Origin of the sequence: Rhizobium sp. NPDC092011 (assembly GCF_044756305.1) — a bacterium.
GTDB lineage: Bacteria > Pseudomonadota > Alphaproteobacteria > Rhizobiales > Rhizobiaceae > Rhizobium.
In genome coordinates, this window is record NZ_JBIVSO010000002.1 from 219,153 (window position 1) to 239,713 (window position 20,561).

At 60.4% G+C, this 20,561-nt stretch carries 22 protein-coding genes; 13 read left to right on the plus strand and 9 right to left on the minus strand.

What is annotated here, in order from left to right; genetic code table 11:
- Positions 1-249 precede the first annotated feature (249 nt).
- From ACIQJ2_RS09445 to ureG, 11 genes are all read left to right on the plus strand, one after another.
- Positions 250-1,071: an urease accessory protein UreD gene (locus ACIQJ2_RS09445; protein ID WP_400669897.1), complete on the plus strand. Its 822-nt coding sequence runs from the start codon at positions 250-252 to the stop codon at positions 1,069-1,071.
- Positions 1,072-1,216: 145 nt separating this feature from the next.
- Positions 1,217-1,519, plus strand: a complete 303-nt coding sequence (locus ACIQJ2_RS09450; protein WP_004107086.1) for an urease subunit gamma — start codon at positions 1,217-1,219, stop codon at positions 1,517-1,519.
- 7 nt (positions 1,520-1,526) lie between these two features.
- Positions 1,527-1,781, plus strand: a complete 255-nt coding sequence (locus ACIQJ2_RS09455) for a DUF1272 domain-containing protein (protein ID WP_400669900.1) — start codon at positions 1,527-1,529, stop codon at positions 1,779-1,781.
- Between the two features lie 10 nt (positions 1,782-1,791).
- Positions 1,792-2,097, plus strand: a complete 306-nt coding sequence (locus tag ACIQJ2_RS09460; protein ID WP_400669903.1) for an urease subunit beta — start codon at positions 1,792-1,794, stop codon at positions 2,095-2,097.
- Between the two features lie 22 nt (positions 2,098-2,119).
- Complete coding sequence (locus tag ACIQJ2_RS09465; protein ID WP_400670258.1) at positions 2,120-2,551, plus strand: lysozyme inhibitor LprI family protein; 432 nt, start codon at positions 2,120-2,122, stop codon at positions 2,549-2,551.
- Positions 2,552-2,565: 14 nt separating this feature from the next.
- A complete protein-coding gene (locus ACIQJ2_RS09470) occupies positions 2,566-3,159 on the plus strand; it encodes a Urease operon accessory protein (protein WP_400670261.1) in 594 nt (197 codons plus the stop codon).
- Between the two features lie 32 nt (positions 3,160-3,191).
- The gene (gene ureC, locus ACIQJ2_RS09475; RefSeq protein WP_400669906.1) at positions 3,192-4,904 is read left to right on the plus strand and encodes an urease subunit alpha; all 1,713 of its coding nucleotides are present in this window, start codon (positions 3,192-3,194) and stop codon (positions 4,902-4,904) included.
- Positions 4,905-5,177: 273 nt separating this feature from the next.
- A complete protein-coding gene (locus tag ACIQJ2_RS09480; protein WP_400669908.1) occupies positions 5,178-6,038 on the plus strand; it encodes a GGDEF domain-containing protein in 861 nt (286 codons plus the stop codon).
- A 142-nt stretch (positions 6,039-6,180) separates the two neighbouring features.
- Complete coding sequence (gene ureE / locus ACIQJ2_RS09485) at positions 6,181-6,654, plus strand: urease accessory protein UreE (protein WP_400669911.1); 474 nt, start codon at positions 6,181-6,183, stop codon at positions 6,652-6,654.
- 21 nt (positions 6,655-6,675) lie between these two features.
- A complete protein-coding gene (locus ACIQJ2_RS09490) occupies positions 6,676-7,347 on the plus strand; it encodes an urease accessory protein UreF (protein ID WP_400669912.1) in 672 nt (223 codons plus the stop codon).
- A 106-nt stretch (positions 7,348-7,453) separates the two neighbouring features.
- Positions 7,454-8,065: an urease accessory protein UreG gene (ureG, locus tag ACIQJ2_RS09495; protein WP_199093402.1), complete on the plus strand. Its 612-nt coding sequence runs from the start codon at positions 7,454-7,456 to the stop codon at positions 8,063-8,065.
- Positions 8,066-8,102: 37 nt separating this feature from the next.
- On the opposite strand, the gene ACIQJ2_RS09500 is transcribed toward ureG, so the two are convergent.
- Together ACIQJ2_RS09500 and ACIQJ2_RS09505 are read right to left on the minus strand one after the other, a co-directional pair.
- Complete coding sequence (locus ACIQJ2_RS09500; RefSeq protein WP_400669915.1) at positions 8,103-11,426, minus strand: efflux RND transporter permease subunit; 3,324 nt, start codon at positions 11,424-11,426, stop codon at positions 8,103-8,105.
- Positions 11,427-11,440: 14 nt separating this feature from the next.
- Positions 11,441-12,631: an efflux RND transporter periplasmic adaptor subunit gene (locus tag ACIQJ2_RS09505; protein ID WP_400669918.1), complete on the minus strand. Its 1,191-nt coding sequence runs from the start codon at positions 12,629-12,631 to the stop codon at positions 11,441-11,443.
- A 189-nt stretch (positions 12,632-12,820) separates the two neighbouring features.
- Between ACIQJ2_RS09505 and ACIQJ2_RS09510 the strand changes: the two genes are divergently transcribed.
- Entirely contained in the window at positions 12,821-13,045 is a 225-nt protein-coding gene (locus ACIQJ2_RS09510; RefSeq protein ID WP_400669921.1) for a hypothetical protein, read from the plus strand.
- Here the strand turns inward: ACIQJ2_RS09510 and ACIQJ2_RS09515 are convergent.
- From ACIQJ2_RS09515 to ACIQJ2_RS09535, 5 genes are read right to left on the minus strand one after another with little or no spacing between them, the layout of a single operon-like run.
- Positions 13,023-13,991 (minus strand): ABC transporter substrate-binding protein, encoded by a 969-nt coding sequence (locus tag ACIQJ2_RS09515; RefSeq protein WP_199142946.1) that lies wholly within the window; start codon positions 13,989-13,991, stop codon positions 13,023-13,025. The genes ACIQJ2_RS09510 and ACIQJ2_RS09515 overlap by 23 nt on opposite strands.
- A 57-nt stretch (positions 13,992-14,048) precedes the next feature.
- Entirely contained in the window at positions 14,049-15,182 is a 1,134-nt protein-coding gene (locus ACIQJ2_RS09520; RefSeq protein WP_400669924.1) for an ABC transporter permease, read from the minus strand.
- Positions 15,179-16,066, minus strand: coding sequence for an ABC transporter permease (locus ACIQJ2_RS09525; RefSeq protein WP_199142942.1), 888 nt, complete (start codon positions 16,064-16,066; stop codon positions 15,179-15,181). Before ACIQJ2_RS09525 ends, ACIQJ2_RS09520 begins: the two co-directional genes overlap by 4 nt.
- 2 nt (positions 16,067-16,068) lie before the next feature.
- Entirely contained in the window at positions 16,069-16,404 is a 336-nt protein-coding gene (locus tag ACIQJ2_RS09530; protein WP_199142940.1) for a hypothetical protein, read from the minus strand.
- Between the two features lie 7 nt (positions 16,405-16,411).
- Positions 16,412-17,203 (minus strand): ABC transporter ATP-binding protein, encoded by a 792-nt coding sequence (locus tag ACIQJ2_RS09535; RefSeq protein ID WP_199142938.1) that lies wholly within the window; start codon positions 17,201-17,203, stop codon positions 16,412-16,414.
- 124 nt (positions 17,204-17,327) lie between these two features.
- Here ACIQJ2_RS09535 and ACIQJ2_RS09540 point away from each other — a divergent pair, with 124 nt between their 5' ends.
- Positions 17,328-17,741, plus strand: coding sequence for a cupin domain-containing protein (locus tag ACIQJ2_RS09540; RefSeq protein ID WP_400669929.1), 414 nt, complete (start codon positions 17,328-17,330; stop codon positions 17,739-17,741).
- A gap of 33 nt (positions 17,742-17,774) precedes the next feature.
- Here ACIQJ2_RS09540 and hydA read toward each other — a convergent pair whose 3' ends face one another.
- Positions 17,775-19,229: a dihydropyrimidinase gene (gene hydA / locus ACIQJ2_RS09545; protein ID WP_400746515.1), complete on the minus strand. Its 1,455-nt coding sequence runs from the start codon at positions 19,227-19,229 to the stop codon at positions 17,775-17,777.
- Positions 19,230-19,277: 48 nt separating this feature from the next.
- A complete protein-coding gene (locus ACIQJ2_RS09550; RefSeq protein ID WP_199142932.1) occupies positions 19,278-20,531 on the minus strand; it encodes a Zn-dependent hydrolase in 1,254 nt (417 codons plus the stop codon).
- Positions 20,532-20,561: the final 30 nt, after the last annotated feature.

Sequence of the window (20,561 nt, forward strand, 5' to 3'; positions counted from 1 at the left end):
CCTTGATAGATCGCGTGGCGCTCCGATTGGCGGCACCCCAATAGAGTTCATGCGCAACGAGGCCGTCCGGTACTTGGTGATGACCGTGGCTGCCTTTCTTTTTGGCGTTTGGCGAAAAAGGAAGCACCCATCGTCGCGGGGCAGAGCGTTGTTCGGGGCAATGGCACAAGGCATGGAAATTGCGTGCGTCTATTCCATGAAAGACTTCAGTGATCCGGCGTCGGTGCATCGGGCAAATGGGGGGGCGGAATGGCAATGGCAGCGTCAAGCACGAGACCGCAGAGGGCGCAGGGGCGCGGCCATCTCGCGGCCAAGTCGCTTGGCGGTCGCACGCGCCTGGCGGAACTGTTTCAGGAAGGTGCCGCAAAGATCCGCCTGCCACAGACCTTCGATAATTCCATGGAAGCAGTCATCATCAATACGGCCGGCGGTCTTACCGGTGGCGATCGTATGGATTGGAGCTTTGCCGCCGCGCCGGATACGCGCATAGACGTGACGACACAGGCCTGCGAGAAAATCTACAAGGCCTCAAGCGATACGGCGGAGGTCCGGACTTCCATCAGCGTAGGTTCAGGCGCGCGGGTCGACTGGCTGCCACAGGAAACCATTCTCTTCGATCGTGCCTCGCTTTCGCGCCGGCTGGATGTCGAACTTGACGCGACGGCCGAATTTCTTGCGGTCGAGGCCATCCTGCTCGGGCGCAAGGCCATGGGTGAGGCGATGGTGACGGGGCTGTTTCGCGACCGCTGGCGCATCCGCCGCGGCGGTCGCCTGATCCATGCCGAGGAACTGCGCCTGGATGGCGATATCGCGACGCTGACCGGCAAAAGCGCTGTGTTGAGCGGCCAGGTCGCCTTTGCGACATTGCTTTATACTGGGCCTCAGGCCGAGAGCTATCTCGGTCATGTCAGGCCGCTCGTCGATGCGCATATGGCAGGCGCCAGTCACTGGAAGGACAAGCTTGTGGTGAGGCTTGTTGCGGCAGATGGTTTTGCGCTCAGAAAAGTCCTCATCCCGATCATTTCCGCCTTGCGCAACGGCGCGCCAGTGCCGAAAGTCTGGAACCTGTAAGTCCCCCGGAGCTAGATGATTTCAGGCCCGCCTGACCTAAAATCATCCAGCTCCAGAAATAAAGAACAAGAGCAGGAAGTCATCCGAAAATCGTTCACATTTTTCGGCATCCTGGTTCGGAAAACAGCAATCACGTAGGTAGGCGATGAACCTTACTCCAAGAGAAAAAGACAAGCTGCTGATTTCCATGGCGGCAATGGTGGCGCGGCGACGGCTGGAGCGTGGCGTCAAGCTCAACCATCCCGAGGCTATCGCGTTGATCACCGACTTCGTGGTCGAAGGTGCGCGCGACGGCCGCCCGGTGGCCGAGTTGATGGAGGCCGGCGCCCATGTCATCACCCGCGATCAGGTGATGGAGGGTATCGCCGAGATGATCCACGATATTCAGGTGGAGGCGACGTTCCCGGACGGAACAAAGCTCGTCACCGTTCATGAACCGATCCGTTGAGGCCGACATGCTGGAACTCAGACCCAATTGCGAATGTTGCGACAGAGATTTGCCGCCGGAAACCGAGCAGGCGATGATCTGCACGTTCGAATGCACTTTCTGCGCCGATTGTGTCGATAAGGTTCTGGGCGGTGCCTGCCCGAATTGCGGCGGCACGTTCGTGCAGCGGCCTGTTCGGCCCGCAGCATTGCTCGCCAAATATCCGGCCTCGACCAAGCGTGTTTTGAAAGCAGAGGGATGTGCGCCTGTTCGGGCTGCATGAGGAGAAGACCATGATTCCAGGCGAAATCATTGCCGCAGCTGGCGATATCGAGCTCAATACCGGCGCGTCGACCATAACGCTCGAGGTGTCCAACACGGGCGACAGGCCGGTGCAGGTCGGTAGCCACTATCATTTTGCCGAGACGAATGCCGGGCTTTCCTTTGATCGCGACAAGGCGAGGGGGATGCGGCTCGATATTCCCGCTGGGACCGCCGTGCGTTTCGAGCCGGGACAAACGCGCTCGGTGACGTTGATCCCGCTGTCGGGCAAGCGCGAAGTCTACGGCTTTCGTCAGCAGATTATGGGCAAACTCTAAGTTTTTGGGGAATTTGATGTCGATGAAAATGCTTGCGCCTGCTGCGGCTTTTGTCGCGGCCCTGATCTGCGGTCCTGCCTTTGCGCAGAACAATCCGGATAATCCGAAGATCGATTGCGCCAAGGCCGAAGCGCAGACCGATCTCAACATTTGCGCCGCGCTCGATTTCGACACGGCCGACAAGGCACTGAATGCCCAATACAAGAAAACCCGCGCCGCGACGGTCGCCATCGACGCGGATTTGGATAACGATATGAAGGGTGCCGAAAAGGCGCTCATCAAGGCGCAACGTGCCTGGGTGGATTATCGTGACGGTGAATGCGAGGCGCAGGGATTTCAGGCGCGCGGCGGCTCCATGGAGCCCATGCTGGTTTCAGGATGCAAGGCTGACCTGACCAAGAAGCGGACCAAAGAACTGAAGGATCTTGCCGATGGGCCGGAGGGCAATCAGTGAGTTCCAGGCGCATCGTGATCGTCGGTAATGGTGACGTCGCGCCGGCGCTGGCAGCGACGATCGATGCCGCCGACCTGGTAATCCGCTTCAACGATTGCCGTTCGATGGGTGCAGGCGGCAGTCGGACCGATGTGGTTGCGGTCTGCAATACCGGCCGTCCGGCGCGCGCCATGCTCGGTTCCGCCGAATGGCGAAAGAGCCCGGCGGTCGCTTCGGCGTCGGAAATCTGGAGCGTGCGCGATCCACGTAAGTTTGCAGCCCTTCGCGCGCCCTTGGCAATCTCGCATCCCGAGCTCGACGATTTCTGCGATGACTATACGGACCAGTTCACCGCCTTCTGCCAGGCAACAGGGAAACGGCATGTGGTGATCGAGCAGTCCGTGCACGAAGGCGTCGACGCCGCGCTCGCCCCGCATGAACCCGGCGCCTATGTCGTGCCGAGCAGCGGCATGATCGTGATAGCCGATGTGTTGTTGCGTCATCCCAACGACGATGTCGCCATTACCGGCTTTAGCCACGTGGGTTGGAGCGAGCATCCTTTTGCCGCCGAAAAGCAACTGGTGGACGCCTATGTGTCCCTCGGACGTCTGAGACGTCTTCCCGACTGAACCACCTCTCTTCCTGCCAAGGAGACTGAACCATGCCCTACAGGATTTCCCGCGCTGCCTATGCCAACATGTTCGGTCCGACAGTTGGCGATAAGGTGCGGCTCGCCGATACCGAGTTGTTCATCGAAGTCGAAAAGGACTTCACCACCTACGGCGAGGAAGTGAAGTTCGGCGGCGGCAAGGTCATTCGCGACGGTATGGGACAGAGCCAGGTGACGCGGGCGAACGGGGCTGTCGATACCGTCATTACCAATGCACTGATCCTTGACCACTGGGGGATCGTGAAGGCCGATATCGGCTTGAGGGATGGCCGCATCGTTGCGATCGGCAAGGCCGGCAATCCAGATACGCAGCCTGATATCGGCATTATCGTCGGGCCGGGCACAGAGGTTATTGCAGGCGAGGGCAAAATCGTTACCGCCGGCGGTATGGATAGCCATATCCATTTCATTTGCCCGCAGCAGATCGAGGAAGCCTTGATGTCGGGTATCACCACCATGCTCGGCGGCGGCACCGGCCCAGCGCATGGCACGCTGGCAACGACCTGCACGCCGGGGCCGTGGCATCTGGCGCGCATGATCGAATCCTTCGATGCTTTTCCGATGAATATCGGTCTGTCCGCCAAGGGCAACGCGTCGCTGCCGGCGGCGCTGGAGGAGATGGTGCTCGGCGGCGCCTGTGCGCTGAAACTGCATGAGGATTGGGGAACAACGCCGGCCGCGATCGACTGCTGTCTCAGTGTGGCCGATGCCTACGACGTTCAGGTGATGATCCACACGGATACGTTGAACGAAAGTGGCTTCGTCGAGGATACGATCGGCGCTATCAAGGGGCGCACGATCCATGCGTTCCATACCGAGGGCGCTGGCGGCGGTCACGCTCCAGACATCATCAAGATTTGCGGCCAGTCGAACGTCATTCCGTCGTCGACCAATCCGACCCGGCCCTATACGGTTAACACGATCGCCGAGCATCTCGACATGTTGATGGTTTGCCATCACCTGTCGTCGTCGATCCCGGAAGACATCGCTTTTGCCGAAAGCCGTATCCGCAAGGAGACCATCGCCGCCGAGGATATCCTGCACGATATCGGCGCTTTCTCGATCATCTCTTCCGACAGCCAGGCCATGGGCCGCGTCGGCGAAGTGGCGATCCGCACCTGGCAGACGGCCGACAAGATGAAGCGCCAGCGCGGCCGTCTGGCGCAGGAGATCGGCGACAACGACAATTTCCGCGTGAAGCGCTACATCGCCAAATATACGATCAACCCGGCCATCGCCCATGGCGTCAGCCATGAAGTCGGGTCGATCGAAATTGGCAAGCGCGCGGATCTGGTGCTGTGGAATCCGGCCTTTTTCGGCGTGAAACCCGAAATGGTTCTGCTTGGCGGCTCAATTGCCGCCGCGCCGATGGGCGATCCCAACGCGTCCATTCCGACGCCTCAGCCGATGCATTACCGCCCTATGTTTGGGGCATTCGGCAAGAATCGGACCAACTCTTCGGTGACCTTCGTGTCCCAGGCTGCATTCGATGCGGGACTTGCCGGCAAGCTTGGTATCGCCAAGACGCTATTGCCGGTCAGGAATACCCGCGGCGGCATCTCGAAGGCATCGATGATCCATAATAGTCTCACCCCTCATATCGAGGTAGACCCGGAAACCTATGAGGTGCGCGCCGACGGCGAGCTTCTGACCTGCGAGCCGGCGACTGTGCTGCCGATGGCGCAGCGTTATTTCCTTTTCTGACAGGTATTCCGAGGAATTGCTGTCGGCTGACATGGAGGCTCCCTTTTCGGGGGCCTTCAATGCCTTGTGCGGGTTAGTGCAGCTTTATCATGGGCTTGCGGAGCGTCACCTCCTGGCAGCCTTTCGATTTGCCCCAGAGACGGTGGCGGCCGCTATCGGAGATTGTTCACAAGTTGGGAAATGCCGGGCATTTTAGTGATTCGATTAAAGACCTGGAAGCGTCTTCACCCCTATCTCACGTGACTGAAACGGTAGCAGAAGAAGGTGAATCGCATGAAACAATGGATTTCACTGCAGACCGAAGTCGGCAACTTTCAACACAGGCGTGCGATTTATATTTTCGCGCTTAAGATGAGTTTTACGGCCGTCATCATGTCGCTTGCGATCATGATTGTTATGCTTCCCATCTTGCAGTGGTTCGATCTCCTGCCATTGCCGGTTCTTGAGGTCATGCGCTTCGGCGTCCTGCTGGCATGGATCGTCGGCGGTACGGTTTCCGGCGCGCTGGCGATACTGGCCGGCTCTTCGATGCACAGGCTTGCCGTTTCCCGCGCCGAATTCGAACGTTTGAGCCGCACCGACGGGCTTTCCGGCCTGCTCAATCGCCGCGCCTTTACGGAAGCGCTGAACGAAGCCGACCACGGCGCTTCGCTGGTGATTTTCGATGTCGACCGTTTCAAGACGATCAATGATCGTTTCGGCCACGCTTCCGGCGATGCAGTGATTATCGCGGTATCGCAGCTCTTCAGGGATGTCTTTACCGGTGGCGATGTGATCGCCCGGCTCGGCGGCGAGGAATTTGGCGCCATCATTCATGGAGGCGAGACCGCCGATCGGATCAACCGTATCGAGGAGATCAAGGAACAGATCGCCAACCATCCGATCGCCATCGACGGCGGTTCGGTCAAGATAACCATCTCGGCGGGCATTGCCGATATGAGTAGGGAGCGTAAGGCGGAGGGCGTTTACGCTGCTGCCGATAAGGCCCTTTATCTGGCCAAGACACTCGGTCGCAACCGGGTCGTTCACGAGCGCGAGCGGCTCTCTCAGATCTGGCGCCGTTGCGCCGTCGAGCAGGACGGAGAGGCCCCCGCGGAGCTCATGGAACTGCAGCGCTATGCGCTACGAATGTAGCACCTTCTGAGCGGCATTGGCGCTTGCGCGCGACACGACTATTTTGCATGCTCGGGTGAAGTTTCAATCTCTTTGTTTTGACGCATTCCGGATGGAAAACCGCTGCGCACTTTTCCTGGAAATGCTTTGATCTGGATTTGCCATGCTACGCGTAATGTCCTACCTGCCAGCCGGCACCCCTTCCTCCAATCCGATCGATCGCGTCGTGCTGCCGCATGATCTCAGGCACCTGCGCCGCAAACTGCTGCATCTTGAGAATGGCGAGATGGTGATGCTCGATCTGAAAGAGCCGGTGTTGTTTGCCAATGGCGATCTTTTGGTGCGCGAGGACGGCGAGTTGATCGAGATCGTTGCCGCGGATGAAAAGCTTTTCGAAATCACGCCGCGGGATCGCCGTCATCTGATCGAGCTTGCCTGGCATCTCGGCAATCGCCATCTTTCGGCGCAGATCGAGGAGGAACGTATCCTGATCCTGCGCGATCATGTGATTCGCGCCATGCTCGAAGGGCTCGGCGCGACTGTTGCCGAGGTCAGCGAGCCTTTCCAGCCCGCGCGTGGCGCCTATCATTCCCATGGCGGCCATTCGCATGGACATGACCATCACTCACATGATTGAGCGCAAGCGGGCGACATGGCGATGAGTGTTGATCGCGATCTACAGGCTTTGCTACGGTTGATGGCTTGGCTGTCGCCGGCATTTCCGGTGGGGTCCTTTGCCTATTCCGGTGGCCTTGAACGGGCCGTTCATGACGGATTGGTTCATGACAGCGAGAGCTTGAAGACCTGGATCGCGACGCTCATCCAGCAAGGTTCAGGATGGAACGATGCTGTCCTGCTTGCGGAAGCGCATCAGGCCGGAGATGACGCCTTGCGGCTCGCAGACGTTGCGGAGCTTGGCGAGGCGCTCGCCGGCTCAAAGGAGCGTCACGCCGAAACCATGTTGCTAGGAAAAGCCTTCCTGTCGGCCGCCGGTGCCTGGCCGCACCAGATCTTTTCGCTGCTGCCGGCAAAAGCCGTCTATCCTGTCGCGATCGGAGCCGTTGCCCGGGCTCATGCTATCCCCGTCGAGAAGACGCTCGCCGCCTTCCTGCATGCGTTTGTATCCCAGCTGCTGTCCGCCGGCATCCGGCTCGGTGTAGCCGGACAGAAGGACGGCGTCGCCATCCTCGCGGAGCTGGAGGACATCCTTGCCAAGGTGGCGATGGCGGCGGCACAATCCGATCTGGATGATCTCGGCGCGGCGACTGTTCAGGCCGATATTGCGAGCCTGCGGCACGAAACCCAGGGAACGCGGCTCTTTCGCTCATGAAGCGACGCCTCACGGAAATTTCCGCGTCGAGGGGCGTCCTACGTCATTCGCCGCTGTGCGGCGCAGGGATGCTTCGCTATCCTGCCATTTTACCGGAGTTGCGAGCATGAAATCGAGAAATGGACCTCTGCGTGTCGGCATCGGCGGGCCTGTCGGCTCGGGCAAGACCGCATTGACCGAAAAGCTTTGCAAGGCGATGCGTGACGACTATTCCGTCGCTGTCGTCACCAACGATATCTATACGACCGAGGATGCGGAAGCGCTGGTGCGGATGCAGGCTTTGACGTCGGATCGCATCGTCGGTGTCGAAACGGGCGGCTGTCCGCACACCGCCATTCGCGAGGATGCGACGATCAATTTGCAGGCTATTGCCGGCCTGAACGAGAGGCTTCCGGATCTCGACGTGGTCTTCATCGAATCCGGCGGTGACAATCTGGCCGCGACTTTTTCGCCTGATCTTGCCGATATCACCATCTACGTCATCTCGGTATGCCAGGGCGAAGAAATCCCGCGCAAGGGCGGGCCGGGCATCACCAAGTCGGACCTCCTCGTCATCAACAAAAAGGATCTGGCGCCCTTCGTCGAGGTCGATCTCGATGTGATGGACCGTGACGCCAACCGGATGCGTCAGGCTCGCCCCTTCGTGTTTTCAGACATGAAGCGAGGTGAGGGCGTCAGCAAGATCGTCGATTTCCTAAAAGAACAGGGCGGCCTTTGAGCCGCCCCGACATGGCTTGATCGTCCGATCGAGCAGCTTATTCGGCCGCGAAAGGCGGCAGTCTCAGTACATTCGTGCCTGTTGGCTTGGAACGGCGCGTATCGCCGCTTTCCATGGCCTCCACGCGCTCTTCCAATGTCGCAAGCGACTGGCGGTTTTCATTGACGGCTGTCGCCAGGCCCTCCTTGGTGACGACCTCATCGTCCGCATCCCGTTTGCCGACCAGCCTGCCGAAGAGGAAGCCAAGCAGGCGCGATACGTCGTCCATGATGAGGAAGAAAGACGGCACGACCACCAGGCTCAGCACCGTCGACACGATGATGCCACCGATGACGGCGATGGCCATTGGCGCGCGGAAGGAGCCGCCTTCGCCAACGCCGAGGGCCGATGGCAGCATGCCGGCCGACATGGCGATCGAGGTCATGATGATGGGGCGGGCGCGCTTGCGGCCGGCCTCGATGACGGCATCCAGCCTTGGCATGCCCTGATGCATCATCTCGATGGCGAAGTCGACCAGAAGGATGGCGTTCTTGGTCACGATGCCCATCAGCATGAGAATGCCGATCATCACAGGCATCGAAAGCGCGTTGCCCGTCATCATCAACGCCAGCGCCACGCCGCCGATTGCCAGCGGCAATGAGAACAGAATGGTGAAGGGCTGAATCACATCCTTGAACAGCAGGATCAGCACGGTCAAAACCAGCAGCAGGCCGAGCAGCATGGCATTGCCGAAGCTCTGCTGCATTTCCTTCTGCACCTTGGTATCGCCGCTTTCCGCCAGATGCACGGTGGCCGGGATCTTGGCCTTGTTGACGATATCGAGGAAGTGCTCGGACGCCGTATCCAGCGCCACGCCCTGAGGCAGGTCGGCGCCGATGGCGACGACGCGGAAGCGGTTGTTGCGCTTGATGGAGGACAGACCTTCCGAGTAGTTGATGTCGGCGACGGTCGACATCGGAACGGTTGCGCCCGTTGACGTCTTGATGCGCAAGGCGCGGATGGCGGCGAGATCACGCCGCATGCCGAGCGAAGCCTGCACGCGGATCGGGATCTGGCGGTCGTCGAGCGAGATTTTCGCGAGTGATGCGTCGATATCGCCGATGGTGGCGACGCGGACCGTATCGGAGATCATCTGCGGCGTGATGCCGAGGCGTGCTGCCTCATCCTTACGCGGATAAATCTGCAGCTCCGGACGCGGCAATGCGCCGTCTGCGCTGACGTTGGCGAGCGTCGGGTCGGTGCGCAGCTCGGCTTCCAGAATGCCGACCGCCTGCTTCAGGTCCTTCTCGTTGCGCGAAAGGAAGTTGTAGGTCAGGTCGCGATCACCACGGTCGTTGAGCTTGGTGATGCGCACGTCGGGGATCGAGCGCAGTTTCGCGAAGACTTCCTTTTCGACTTCCCATTGGGGACGCACGCGGCCGTGCACAGTGACCTTCGGCAGATAGGGGCCGATGACGGGCAACGAGCCGAGGACGTCGTTGACAAGCTTCTTGACGAGCGACTGATCAAGCTTACCGAGCGTCAGCGTCACCGTGGCGCGGCGCAGTTCCAGATCACCCTTCGGCGAGGCGCCGCCGAGAACGAAGATGCTCGCGACGCCGTCGATGCCCTTGACGCGGCGATAGATCTCGTTGGTCGCCTGTTCGGTGTCGTCGAGCCGTGCATTCGGCGGAAGTTCGGCTGATAGCACGATGCGCGAGGAGTCTTCCGGCGGGATGAAGCTGCCGGGGACGAACACGATCAGTGCGACAACAGAGGCGATGGAGAAAGCGAATGCTGCAATGAGCGTCGGGTAACGCGTGTACCATTTTCTCGTCGTCACCCGAACCAACCAGCTGTAGCCGCGCATGAAGCGACCATCATTGTCATGGTGGTCGTCAACACCGTCTTCGGCGCGCATCAGGTAGGCGGCCATCATCGGTGTGATCAGACGCGCGACAAGCAGCGAGAAGAACACCGAGAAGGCAACTGTCAGGCCGAACTGAATGAAGTATTGGCCCGGAATGCCCGGCATGAAGGAAACGGGCACGAAGACCGCGATGATCGTGAAGGTCGTCGCGATGACGGCCAGCCCGATTTCATCAGCCGCGTCGATGGCGGCGCGGTAGGGCGTCTTGCCCATCTTGATATGGCGCGAGATGTTTTCGATCTCGACGATGGCATCGTCGACGAGAATGCCCGTCGCCAGCGTCAATGCCAGGAAGCTGACGAGGTTCAGCGAGAAGCCGATCTGGTTCATGATCCAGAATGTCGGGATCGCGGAAAGCGGCAGAGCTACCGCTGAAATCAGCGTCGCGCGCCAGTTCCTCAGGAAGAGGAAGACCACGATAACGGCCAGGATCGCGCCCTCGAGCAGCGTATGCATGGCGGATTCGTAGTTGCCGTAGGTGTAGTAGACGGAATCGTCGATCATCTCGATCGAGACGTTCGGATTTTCAGCGCGAACCTTGGACAGCGTGTCGGCAACCGTATTGGCGACGGTCACTTCGCTGGCGCCCTTGGAGCGAAACACGCCGAAGGTGACGACAGGGGTGCTGTTGAACCGCGAGAACGACTTCGGTTCCTGATAGGTGTCCTTGATCACACCCAGATCGGAAAGCTTGACGAAGCGGCCGTTGGTGAGCGCGATCGTCGTGTCGGCGAGCTGCGCGACATTGCGGGCGTCGCCGAGGACACGAATTGCCTGCTCGCTGCCGGCGACCTGACCGCGGCCGGAACCCAGGTCGATGTTGGTGCTGCGCAGCTGCTGGCTGACGGACAGCGCCGTGATGCCATAGGCGTTCAACTTGTTCGGATCGAGCTCGATGCGGACCTCGCGGTCGGCGCCGCCATAGCGGTCGACGCGGCCGATGCCGGGCTTGCCTTGCAGCGCACGCTTGACCGTATCGTCCACGAACCAGGACAGCTCTTCAAGCGTCATGTTCGGCGAGGAGACGGCGAAGCTCTGGATCGCCTGGCCGACGACGTCAACCTTCGAGACGATCGGCTGGTCGATCGTCGAGGGCAGGTTGCCACGGATGCGATCGATGGCATCCTTGGTATCCTGAACGGCCTGCTGCGTCGGCACTTCCAAACGGAAGATCACGACGGTCTGCGACTGGCCATCGGTAACGGTCGACTGTATTTCGTCGATGCCGTTGATGCCGGCAACGGCGTCTTCGACCTCCTTCGTCACCTGCATTTCGAGTTCGGCGGGCGATGCGCCGCTCTGCGTCACGGTGACGTTGACGACGGGCACGTCGATGTTCGGAAAGCGTGTGATCGGCAGATTGAAGAAGGCGTGCGCGCCGACGATCATCAGCAGGAAGAAGCCGAGGAGCGGGGCGACCGGATTTCGAATGGACCAGGCTGAGAAGTTCATGGGGCCGTTCCCGCTTAGTTGGAGGCTTGCGAGGCATCACGCACGGGCGTGATGCGGTCGCCGTCGCGGACATAGGCGCCGGCCTTGGCAACGACATCCTCACCGGCCTTCAGGCCCTTGAGGATCTCGACATAGGCGCCGTCCTGAATGCCGGTTTCGACATTGACGAACTTGACCACGCCGTTCTCGACCTTGCGGGCGGAGGAGCCGTTCTCGTCGGTGTTGACGGCGGTTAAGGGCAGGGCAACGCCTTCTTCCTGGCGAATGATGATCTCGGCGCTGCCATACATGCCGGCGCGGGCCTTGTCGCCTTCGTCGATGGAGATGTGTACTGCGCCGAGACGGGTGACGGAATCGACGATGGGCGCGACCAGGCGTACAGTGCCGGCGAGCTTCTCGCGGCTGCCCGAGAGTGCAATCCGCGCCTTCTGTCCGATACTGATCTTGGTGATGTCGCTTTCGGAAACATCGACCACCAGTTCGAGCTGGCTGTTACGGATGATGGTGAAAAGCGGATCGCCGTTGCCGTTGGCGATGGCGCCGACGCGGGCATTGCGCGAGGCGACTGTGCCGGCGACAGGCGTCTTGATGCCGGTGCGGGCGAGTTTGAGATCGGTATCGGCGATCTGGCTGTCGATGACCTTGAGGTCGGCCTCTGAAACCACGATCGCCTGTTCGGCCGATGCCTCGCGCGCCTTGTTGGCTGCGGCTGCGGCGTTCGCCTGTTCGACGGCGGAGGTCGACATCGTGCCCTTGGCGCCCATGGTGACCGCGCGGATCCGCTGCAGCTCTGCTTCTTCGGCATTGGCGCGAGCCTCGGCCAGCTGCGCGCGCAATTGCGCAAGGCTGGCCTCGCCCTTGGCGCGCGTTGCCTGCATCTGGCTCTTCTGCAAGATCAGCGCATCGTCGTTCAGCGTGGCGAGCGTACTGTTCGCCTCGACCTTGTCGCCGACATCGGCATTGAGTGTGCGGATCGACAGGCCGTCGACCTGCGGCTGTATGTAGACCTCTTCGACCGCCTTCACCGTCCCGGTCGCGACCACCTTGTCGGTCAGCTTGCGCGTTGCGGCAGTGGTGATGACGATCGCGGGCAGGTTCTGTTTCGGTGCGGTGACGACGGGCTCCTCGGCCATCGCCGCAGGCGCTGCCAGCAATGAAAGCAGGATTGCAGTCGTGTTCAGCAGTCTAAGCGGCGTGGAGGCCATGCGTCCGGTTCCAGTTCGGCAATTGGTCAAAGGGATTTCGCTGTTTTCCGTCGCGAACACGGGGGATCAATGCATGCGAGCCGGCTATACCGGCGGATCAATATCCGTCTGTCATGCCCTGCAGGTCCCTCATCCTAGAAACGCTCTGTACATGGGAGCGGATTTGAAATCTCGCAAGATCACGAGAAAATGATTTTGCGGGTATTTCTACCTGCCGCAACCATGCGAAGCAATCACGGCATTGTGATGTCGGAATTCGAATTGTTGATGGCTGACTGCTTTTTAGGCAAATTCGGCGGTAAAGCCAGCTTTTTGTTGCTGCTGTTACAAAATGAAAAGAAACGCGCGGGGAGTGATCCCCGCGCGTTTCCAATGCCATTGATAGCGGACGCTATTTCAGTGCTGCGTCCGTGATTTCGTGCGTGTAGGCGCCCGATGGCTTCTTGTTGATGATCTTCTGATCGAGCAAGGCTTCGACTGTGCGGTCATAGGTCTTCATGTCGAGCTTGCCGTTGCCGATCAGCTTGGCGACTTCGGCTGCCATGCGCTTCTGGTGGTTCTCATCCTGGCCGCCATTGTCCATGACCATCTCGGCTGCTTCGTCAGGATGCTCGGCGGCGTATTTCCAGCCTTTCATCGAGGCGCGAACGAACTTCACCATATCGGCCTTGAACTTCGCATCCTTCAGCTTGTCTTCCTTGACGTAAAGACCGTCTTCCAGAAGGTCGTTGCCGAGTTTGGTATAGTTGAAGACGAGAAGATCTTCCGCCTTGAAACCGGCATCGATCGCCTGCCAGTACTCGTTATAGGTCATGACGGAGATGCAATCGGCCTGCTTCTGGACGAGCGGCTGCACGTCGAAGCTCTGCTTCAGGACGTTGACGCCGTCCTTGCCGCCGTCGGTCTTCAGGCCGAGTTTGTGCATCCAGGCGAAGAAGGGATATTCGTTGCCGTAGAACCAGACGCCGAGCGTGTGGCCCTTGAAATCCTTCTCGGTCTTGATCGGACCATCCTTCGGGCAGATCAGTTCCAGGCCGGATTTTTCGAAGGGCTGGGCGATGTTGATCAGCGGCACGCCCTTTTCGCGGGCAACGAGCGCACCACCCATCCAGTCGACGATGACGTCGGCACCGCCGCCGGCAATCACCTGTTCCGGGGCGATATCCGGGCCGCCCGGCTTGATGTCGACGTCGAGACCTTCTTCCTTGTAGAAGCCTTTGTCCTTGGCGACGAAATAGCCACCGAACTGACCCTGGGCCACCCATTTCAGCTGTAGAGTTATCTTGTCGGCGGCCATGGCGGTCTGGGCGGCAGCCAGCGTCATTGCACTTGCCATCAATGCGAGCATTATTTTTTTCATGTCTTCACCCTTTTTCCCTCTGAAGTTATGCCTTGATCCCCTGGACGGGACCCCGGATTACGTCTGCCCACCGCGGATAGACGGATGCCAGAACGTCGTCATTCTCTCAATAATGGCGACGATACCGTAGAAGACAGAGCCTGCGACCGCGGCAACCGCGATTTCGGCCCAAACCATGTCGACATTCATCCGACCGATTTCGGTCGAGATGCGAAAGCCCATGCCCGACATGGGTGTGCCGAAGAATTCCGCCACGATGGCACCGATGAGAGCCAAGGTCGAGTTGATCTTCAGCGCATTGAAAATAAAGGGAGCAGCCGCCGGCAGGCGCAGCTTGAACAGTGTCTGCCAGTAGCTCGATGCATAGGTGCGCATCAGGTCGCGTTCCATATTGCCGGATGCTGCAAGGCCAGCCACCGTGTTCACCAGCATCGGGAAGAAGGTCATGATGATGACGACGGCGGCTTTCGATTCCCAGTCGAAGCCGAACCACATGACCATGATCGGCGCGACGCCGATAATCGGCAGGGCGGAGACCAGATTGCCGATCGGCAACAGGCCGCGGCGCAGGAAGGCGACGCGATCCGCGAGGATGGCGACGATGAAGCCGCTGGCGCAGCCGACGATGTAGCCGATGAGGACAGCCTTGAAGATCGTCTGCTGAACATCAGTCCATAGGATCGATAGGGACCCTGCTATCCGCACGCCGATGGCGCTCGGGGGCGGCAACAGGATGAAGGGAATGCCGGCTCCGCGCGTGGCCGCTTCCCATATAACGAGGATCCACGCACCGAAGATGGCGGGGATCAACAGCCGCAGCGTATAGCTACCGGCGGCCGAGCGCGACCGGATGGCGGAGAGGATGGAGACGCAACGCCAGGCAAGCAGCCAAGCGGCGGCGATCAGAATGAAGAAGGAGGCCTGTGCTTTGCCTTCGTTGCCCGAGATTCCTGCCAGCAGCAGCCAGGCGGCGGCGTGCGCGGCGAAGAAGAGAATGGCGGCGCAAAGTCCCTCGGATAGCTTCGTGAACGAAAGAAGGGCGGCAGCGCCGATCAGAATGAAGATGACGAAGGTCGTGCCGCTGCTGACGGGTATGGCTGCATCCGTGGCGATCAACGGCAGCGCCGGGATCGCCAGAAGACAGAGGAGAAGGGAGAGTAGGCCCTGCCAGGAGAAATGAAACTGGTTCATGCCGTTCTCCCTCCCATCGAGCGATCGACAATGCGGGCGGCGATGCTGACGATGGCAACGAGAATTGCCGCAAGAACCGAGCCCGCCACCAGAGCCGCCCATATGTCGATCGTCTGGCTGTAGTAGGACCCGGCCAACAGCTTTGCACCGATGCCGGCGACGGCGCCTGTCGGCAGTTCGGCGACGATCGCGCCGACGAGGCTTGCGGCAATCGCCACCTTCATCGAGGTAAAGAGGAAGGGGATGGAGGCCGGCACGCGCAGTTTCCAGAAGGTTTGGGAGGCGCTGGCATTATAGGTTCGCATCAGGTCGAGATGCATGACCTCCGGCGAGCGCAACCCCTTCACCATGCCGACGGCGACGGGAAAGAAGGAAAGATAGGTCGAAATCAGCGCCTTTGGAATGAGCCCGGTGATATCGACTGCCGCCAGCACCACGATGACCATCGGCGCGATTGCGAGGATCGGCACGGTCTGCGATGCGATGATCCAGGGCATGAGGCTTCGGTCCAGCGCGACGACATGGACGATGCCGACAGCGATCAGTATGCCGAGAACAGTCCCGAAAGCGAAGCCGACTGCGGTGGAGGACAGCGTGACCCAGGCATTGTAGACGAGGCTGCGGTTGCTCGTGGGAGCGCGAAGGAAGGTATTTTCGAAGACGTTTTGCGCCACCTGATGCGGTGCGGGCAGGATCGGCTTGGGTTGAGCCAGCGTCTTGGCAATGAATTCCATCGTCGTCGAGGTGACGTTGGCGCGTCGGTCGAGATCGCGCTGGAACGGCGCGTTAAGAACGACGGCAAAGACATACCAGAGAACCAGGATCGCAAGGACGATGGTTCCGACCGGCAGGATCTTGTGTTTGAAGACCTGTTCCTTCTCCATCGTCATGCCCTCCCTTGCGCCGGAAGCAGCATCAATGCCATGGCGACGACGCCGAGTCCGACGCCTGCCAACTGCTGCACGCTCAGGCGCTCGCCGAAGACGATGAAGGCGATGATGTTGACGATAACGAGCTGGGTGATGGCGGAGGCTGAAATTGCCAGCCCCAGCCCGCCCTCGCGCATGAGCCGCACCATCATCAGATTGCCGACGCAATAGAGGACGAGCGACAGGATCAGAACGAGAATGTTGTTGCTGGCGACATAGGCCCGCGAAGCGGTCGCTCCGCTGATGAAGATCGCCATCGCGCCGGCAAGCCAAAGGAGGAATTGCGGGTTCATGGCGATCCTACTCCTCGTAGCTGTGACCGGCCCGCAGACCTTCGCGGACACGGTGGGCGATTTCCAGAAACTCGGGCGTTTCGCGAATGCCAAGCGGTCGCTCCGTCGGCAGCGTCGATTCGATGATGTCGGTAACGCGGCCCGGGCGGGGCGACATGACGACGATCTTGGTGGAGAGATAGACCGCTTCCGGAATGGAATGCGTGACGAAGCATATGGTCTTGTTCGTCCGCTTCCACAGCTTCAATAGCTGTTCGTTGAGATGGTCGCGGACGATTTCGTCGAGCGCGCCGAAGGGCTCGTCCATCAGCAGCAGATCGGCATCGAAGGCGAGCGCACGGGCGATCGACGCACGCTGCTGCATGCCGCCCGAAAGCTGCCAGGGGAATTTCTTTTCGAAGCCTGCGAGATTGACGAGTTCCAGCGTCTGGGCGATGCGCTTGGCCCGTTCTGTCTTGTCGTAGCCCATGATTTCGAGCGGTAGCGCGATGTTCTTTTCGATGGTGCGCCAGGGATAAAGGGCCGCCGCCTGGAAGACATAGCCGTAGGCACGGGCCTTGCGCGCCTCATCGGGCGTCATGCCGTTGACGGTGATATCGCCCGAAGTCTTCCGCTCAAGATCGGCGATGACACGCAGAAAGGTGGTTTTGCCACAGCCGGAAGGGCCGATGAAGGAGACGAAATCGCCCTTTCGAACGTCGAGATCGACATTGCTCAGCGCATGCACCGGCCCGTCGTTCGTATCGTAGGTGAGACAGAGATTCCGCGCGGAGACGACGGAGGAAGCGGATGACGTCATTAACACCTACCAGTCCTGTTTTCGCCGCACGGTCGGGGCGGATTGCGTGTTATCTTGTCTGACATTGCTGCAGCCTGGATTGGCGAGGGTGCCTTGCGGCTGCTGGATCCAGGGGAGCAATGCCATGCGTGTGTCATCGAAGCCCACCTGCCGTGTCGTGCGGCCCGGCGGTGCCTATGCCGGAAAACAGGGCCTCAACTATTTTGAGGGAATTGCCGCCGAGACAGTGGGTTCGACGGGCATATGCATGCATCTTCTGACCATCCCGCCGGGCGGTCGCGCCAAGGCGCATCTTCACGCTTCGCATGAGACAGCGATCTATGCGCTTTCGGGCGAAACGCATTGCTGGTTCGGAGACCAGTTGGAAGAGCACGTCGTCGTTCGCGAGGGGGAGATGTTCTATATCCCGGCCGGCGTTCCGCATCTTCCCGCCAACCTCAGCGACCGGCCGGCGACAGCTGTCATCGCCCGCACCGATCCGAACGAGCAGGAAAGCGTGGTCCTGCTGCCGGATCTGGAGCGGTATGTGCCGCGCTAAGCGGCGGATGAGCCGAAGCGCTGAGCCCAAGCTTTACACCCCGCTGGCGGGGATGCCGCTGCGCTGAACCTTGCGCGGTGCGGTGACGTCCTTCCAGGTCGAAAGGGCTCGGTTGGCTGCGGTGAAGGGGGCGCGCCGGACGAATTCACCATGGCCTTCCTTGGTCTTGATCGTGCCTTCCTCGATGGCGACGACGCCGCGCGTCAGCGTGTAGCGCGGCAGTCCGGTCACCTCCTTGCCTTCGAAGACGTTGTAGTCGATTGCCGATTGCTGGGTCTTGGCGGCGATGGTCTTCGAGCGCTTCGGATCCCAGACGACGATATCGGCGTCGGCGCCGACGAGGATCGCGCCCTTCCTCGGGTAGATGTTTAGGATCTTGGCAATGTTGGTGGAAGTGGCGGCGACGAATTCGTTCATCGTCAGGCGGCCGGTGTTGACGCCATAGGTCCAGAGCATCGGCATGCGGTCTTCCAAGCCGCCAGTGCCGTTCGGGATCTTGGTGAAGTCGTTGACGCCGTAGCGCTTCTGTTCGGTCGTGAAAGCGCAATGATCGGTCGCGACCACTTGCAGAGAGCCGGAGGCAAGACCGGCCCAGAGGCTGTCCTGATGCTGCTTGTTACGGAAGGGCGGCGACATGACGCGGCGGGCGGCATGGTCCCAATCCGGGTTGGCGTATTCGCTTTCGTCGAGCGTCAGGTGCTGGATCAGCGGCTCGCCGTAGACGCGCATGCCCTTCTGGCGCGCGCGGCGAATGGCTTCATGGGCCTGCTCGCAAGAGGTGTGGACGATATAGACCGGCGAGCCTGCCATATCGGCGATCATGATGGCGCGGTTCGTTGCCTCGCCCTCGACCTCTGCCGGGCGGGAATAGGCATGCGCTTCCGGCCCGTTATTGCCTTCGGCCAGCAGCTTTGCCTGCATCTGTGCAACGACGTCGCCGTTTTCGGCATGGACGAGCGGCAGGGCGCCGAGTTCGGCACAGCGCTGGAAGGACGAGAACATCTCGTCGTCATCCACCATCAGCGCGCCCTTGTAGGCCATGAAGTGCTTGAAGGTATTGATACCCTTGTCGCGAACGATGGCTTCCATCTCGTTGAAGACCTGTTCGCCCCACCAGGTAATGGCCATGTGGAAGGAATAGTCGCAGGTAGCGCGGGTGGACTTGTTGTCCCACATGGTCAGAGCTTCGAGCAGCGACTGGCCGGGCGAGGGGAGCGCGAAGTCGACGACCATCGTCGTGCCGCCGGCAAGGGCAGCGCGCGTACCACTTTCGAAATCGTCGGAAGAGTAGGTCCCCATGAACGGCATTTCGAGATGCGTGTGCGGGTCGATGCCGCCGGGCATGACGTAGCAGCCGGATGCATCCAGCACCTCGTTGCCCGAGAGATTCTGCCCGATTTCGACGATCTTGCCACCTTCGACCTTGACGTCTGCCTTATAGGTCAGGTCAGCCGTGACGATGGTTCCACCCTTGATGACTGTGCTCATGGCGCATGCTCCAGATGTGTGAAGTTCCGATGTTGGGAATCGTGGCCGTCAGGCCACGATCTCCGCCGTCTCGACGACTGCGTGGAACAGCACATCCGCGCCGGCGGCAGCCCATTCCTTGGAGATTTCTTCGGCCTCGTTGTGCGAGAGGCCGCCGACGCAGGGGCACATGACCATCGTGGCGGGGGCGACTTTGGCGGCCCAGCAGGCATCGTGACCTGCGCCGGAGATGATGTTCATGTGGCTATAACCAAGCTTTTCGGCTGCGTTGCGCACCGATGTCACGAGCTTGGGATCGAAAGTAACCGGTTCGAAATGGCCGATCGCTTCCACCGAGCAGCCAACGCCAAGGGCTTCAGCGATCTTCTTGCCTTCGGCTTCGATCTTGGTGCGCATGCGATCGAGCTTTTCCTTGTCGGGTGTGCGAAGATCGACCGTGAAGACCACCTTGCCGGGCAGGACATTGCGTGAATTCGGCGAGAAGAACACCTGGCCGACGCCGGCAACGGCACCCGGCTGGTTTTCCATCGCCACGCTCTGCACCATCTCGACGATTCGCGACATGGCAAGGCCGGCATTGACGCGCATGGCCATCGGCGTCGAGCCGGTATGCGCTTCCTTGCCCGTCAGCGTGAATTCCAGCCACCACAGGCCCTGACAGTGCGTGACCACACCGATGGTCTTGTTCTCGGCTTCGAGGATCGGACCCTGCTCGATATGGTATTCGAAATAGGCGTGCATCTTGCGGGCGCCAACCTCTTCATCGCCGAGCCAGCCGATGCGCTTCAGCTCGTCGCCATAGGTCTTGCCGTCCGGATCCTTGCGGCCGTAGGCATAATCAAGCGTGTGAACGCCGGCAAAGACGCCGGAGGCCAGCATTGCGGGGGCAAAACGAGCGCCTTCCTCGTTGGCCCAGTTGGTGACCACGATCGGATGCTTGGTCTTGATGCCGAGGTCGTTCATCGTGCGGACGACTTCGAGCGCAGCAAGCACGCCGAGGACGCCATCATACTTGCCGCCGGTCGGCTGGGTATCGAGATGCGAGCCGACATAGACGGGCAGTGCATTCGGGTCAGTGCCGGCGCGGGTCGCGAACATCGTGCCCATCTTGTCGACGCCGACAGTCATCCCGGCCTTGTCGCACCAGGTCTTGAAAAGGCTGCGTCCCTCGGCGTCGGCATCGGTGAGCGTTTGACGGTTGTTGCCGCCGGCAATGCCGGGGCCGATTTTCGCCATGTCCATCAGCGTATCCCAAAGGCGGTCGCCATTGATACGCATGTTCTCTCCTGGCGCTGCCACCATGATGCAATCCTCACCTGTTTGTCCTGGGGC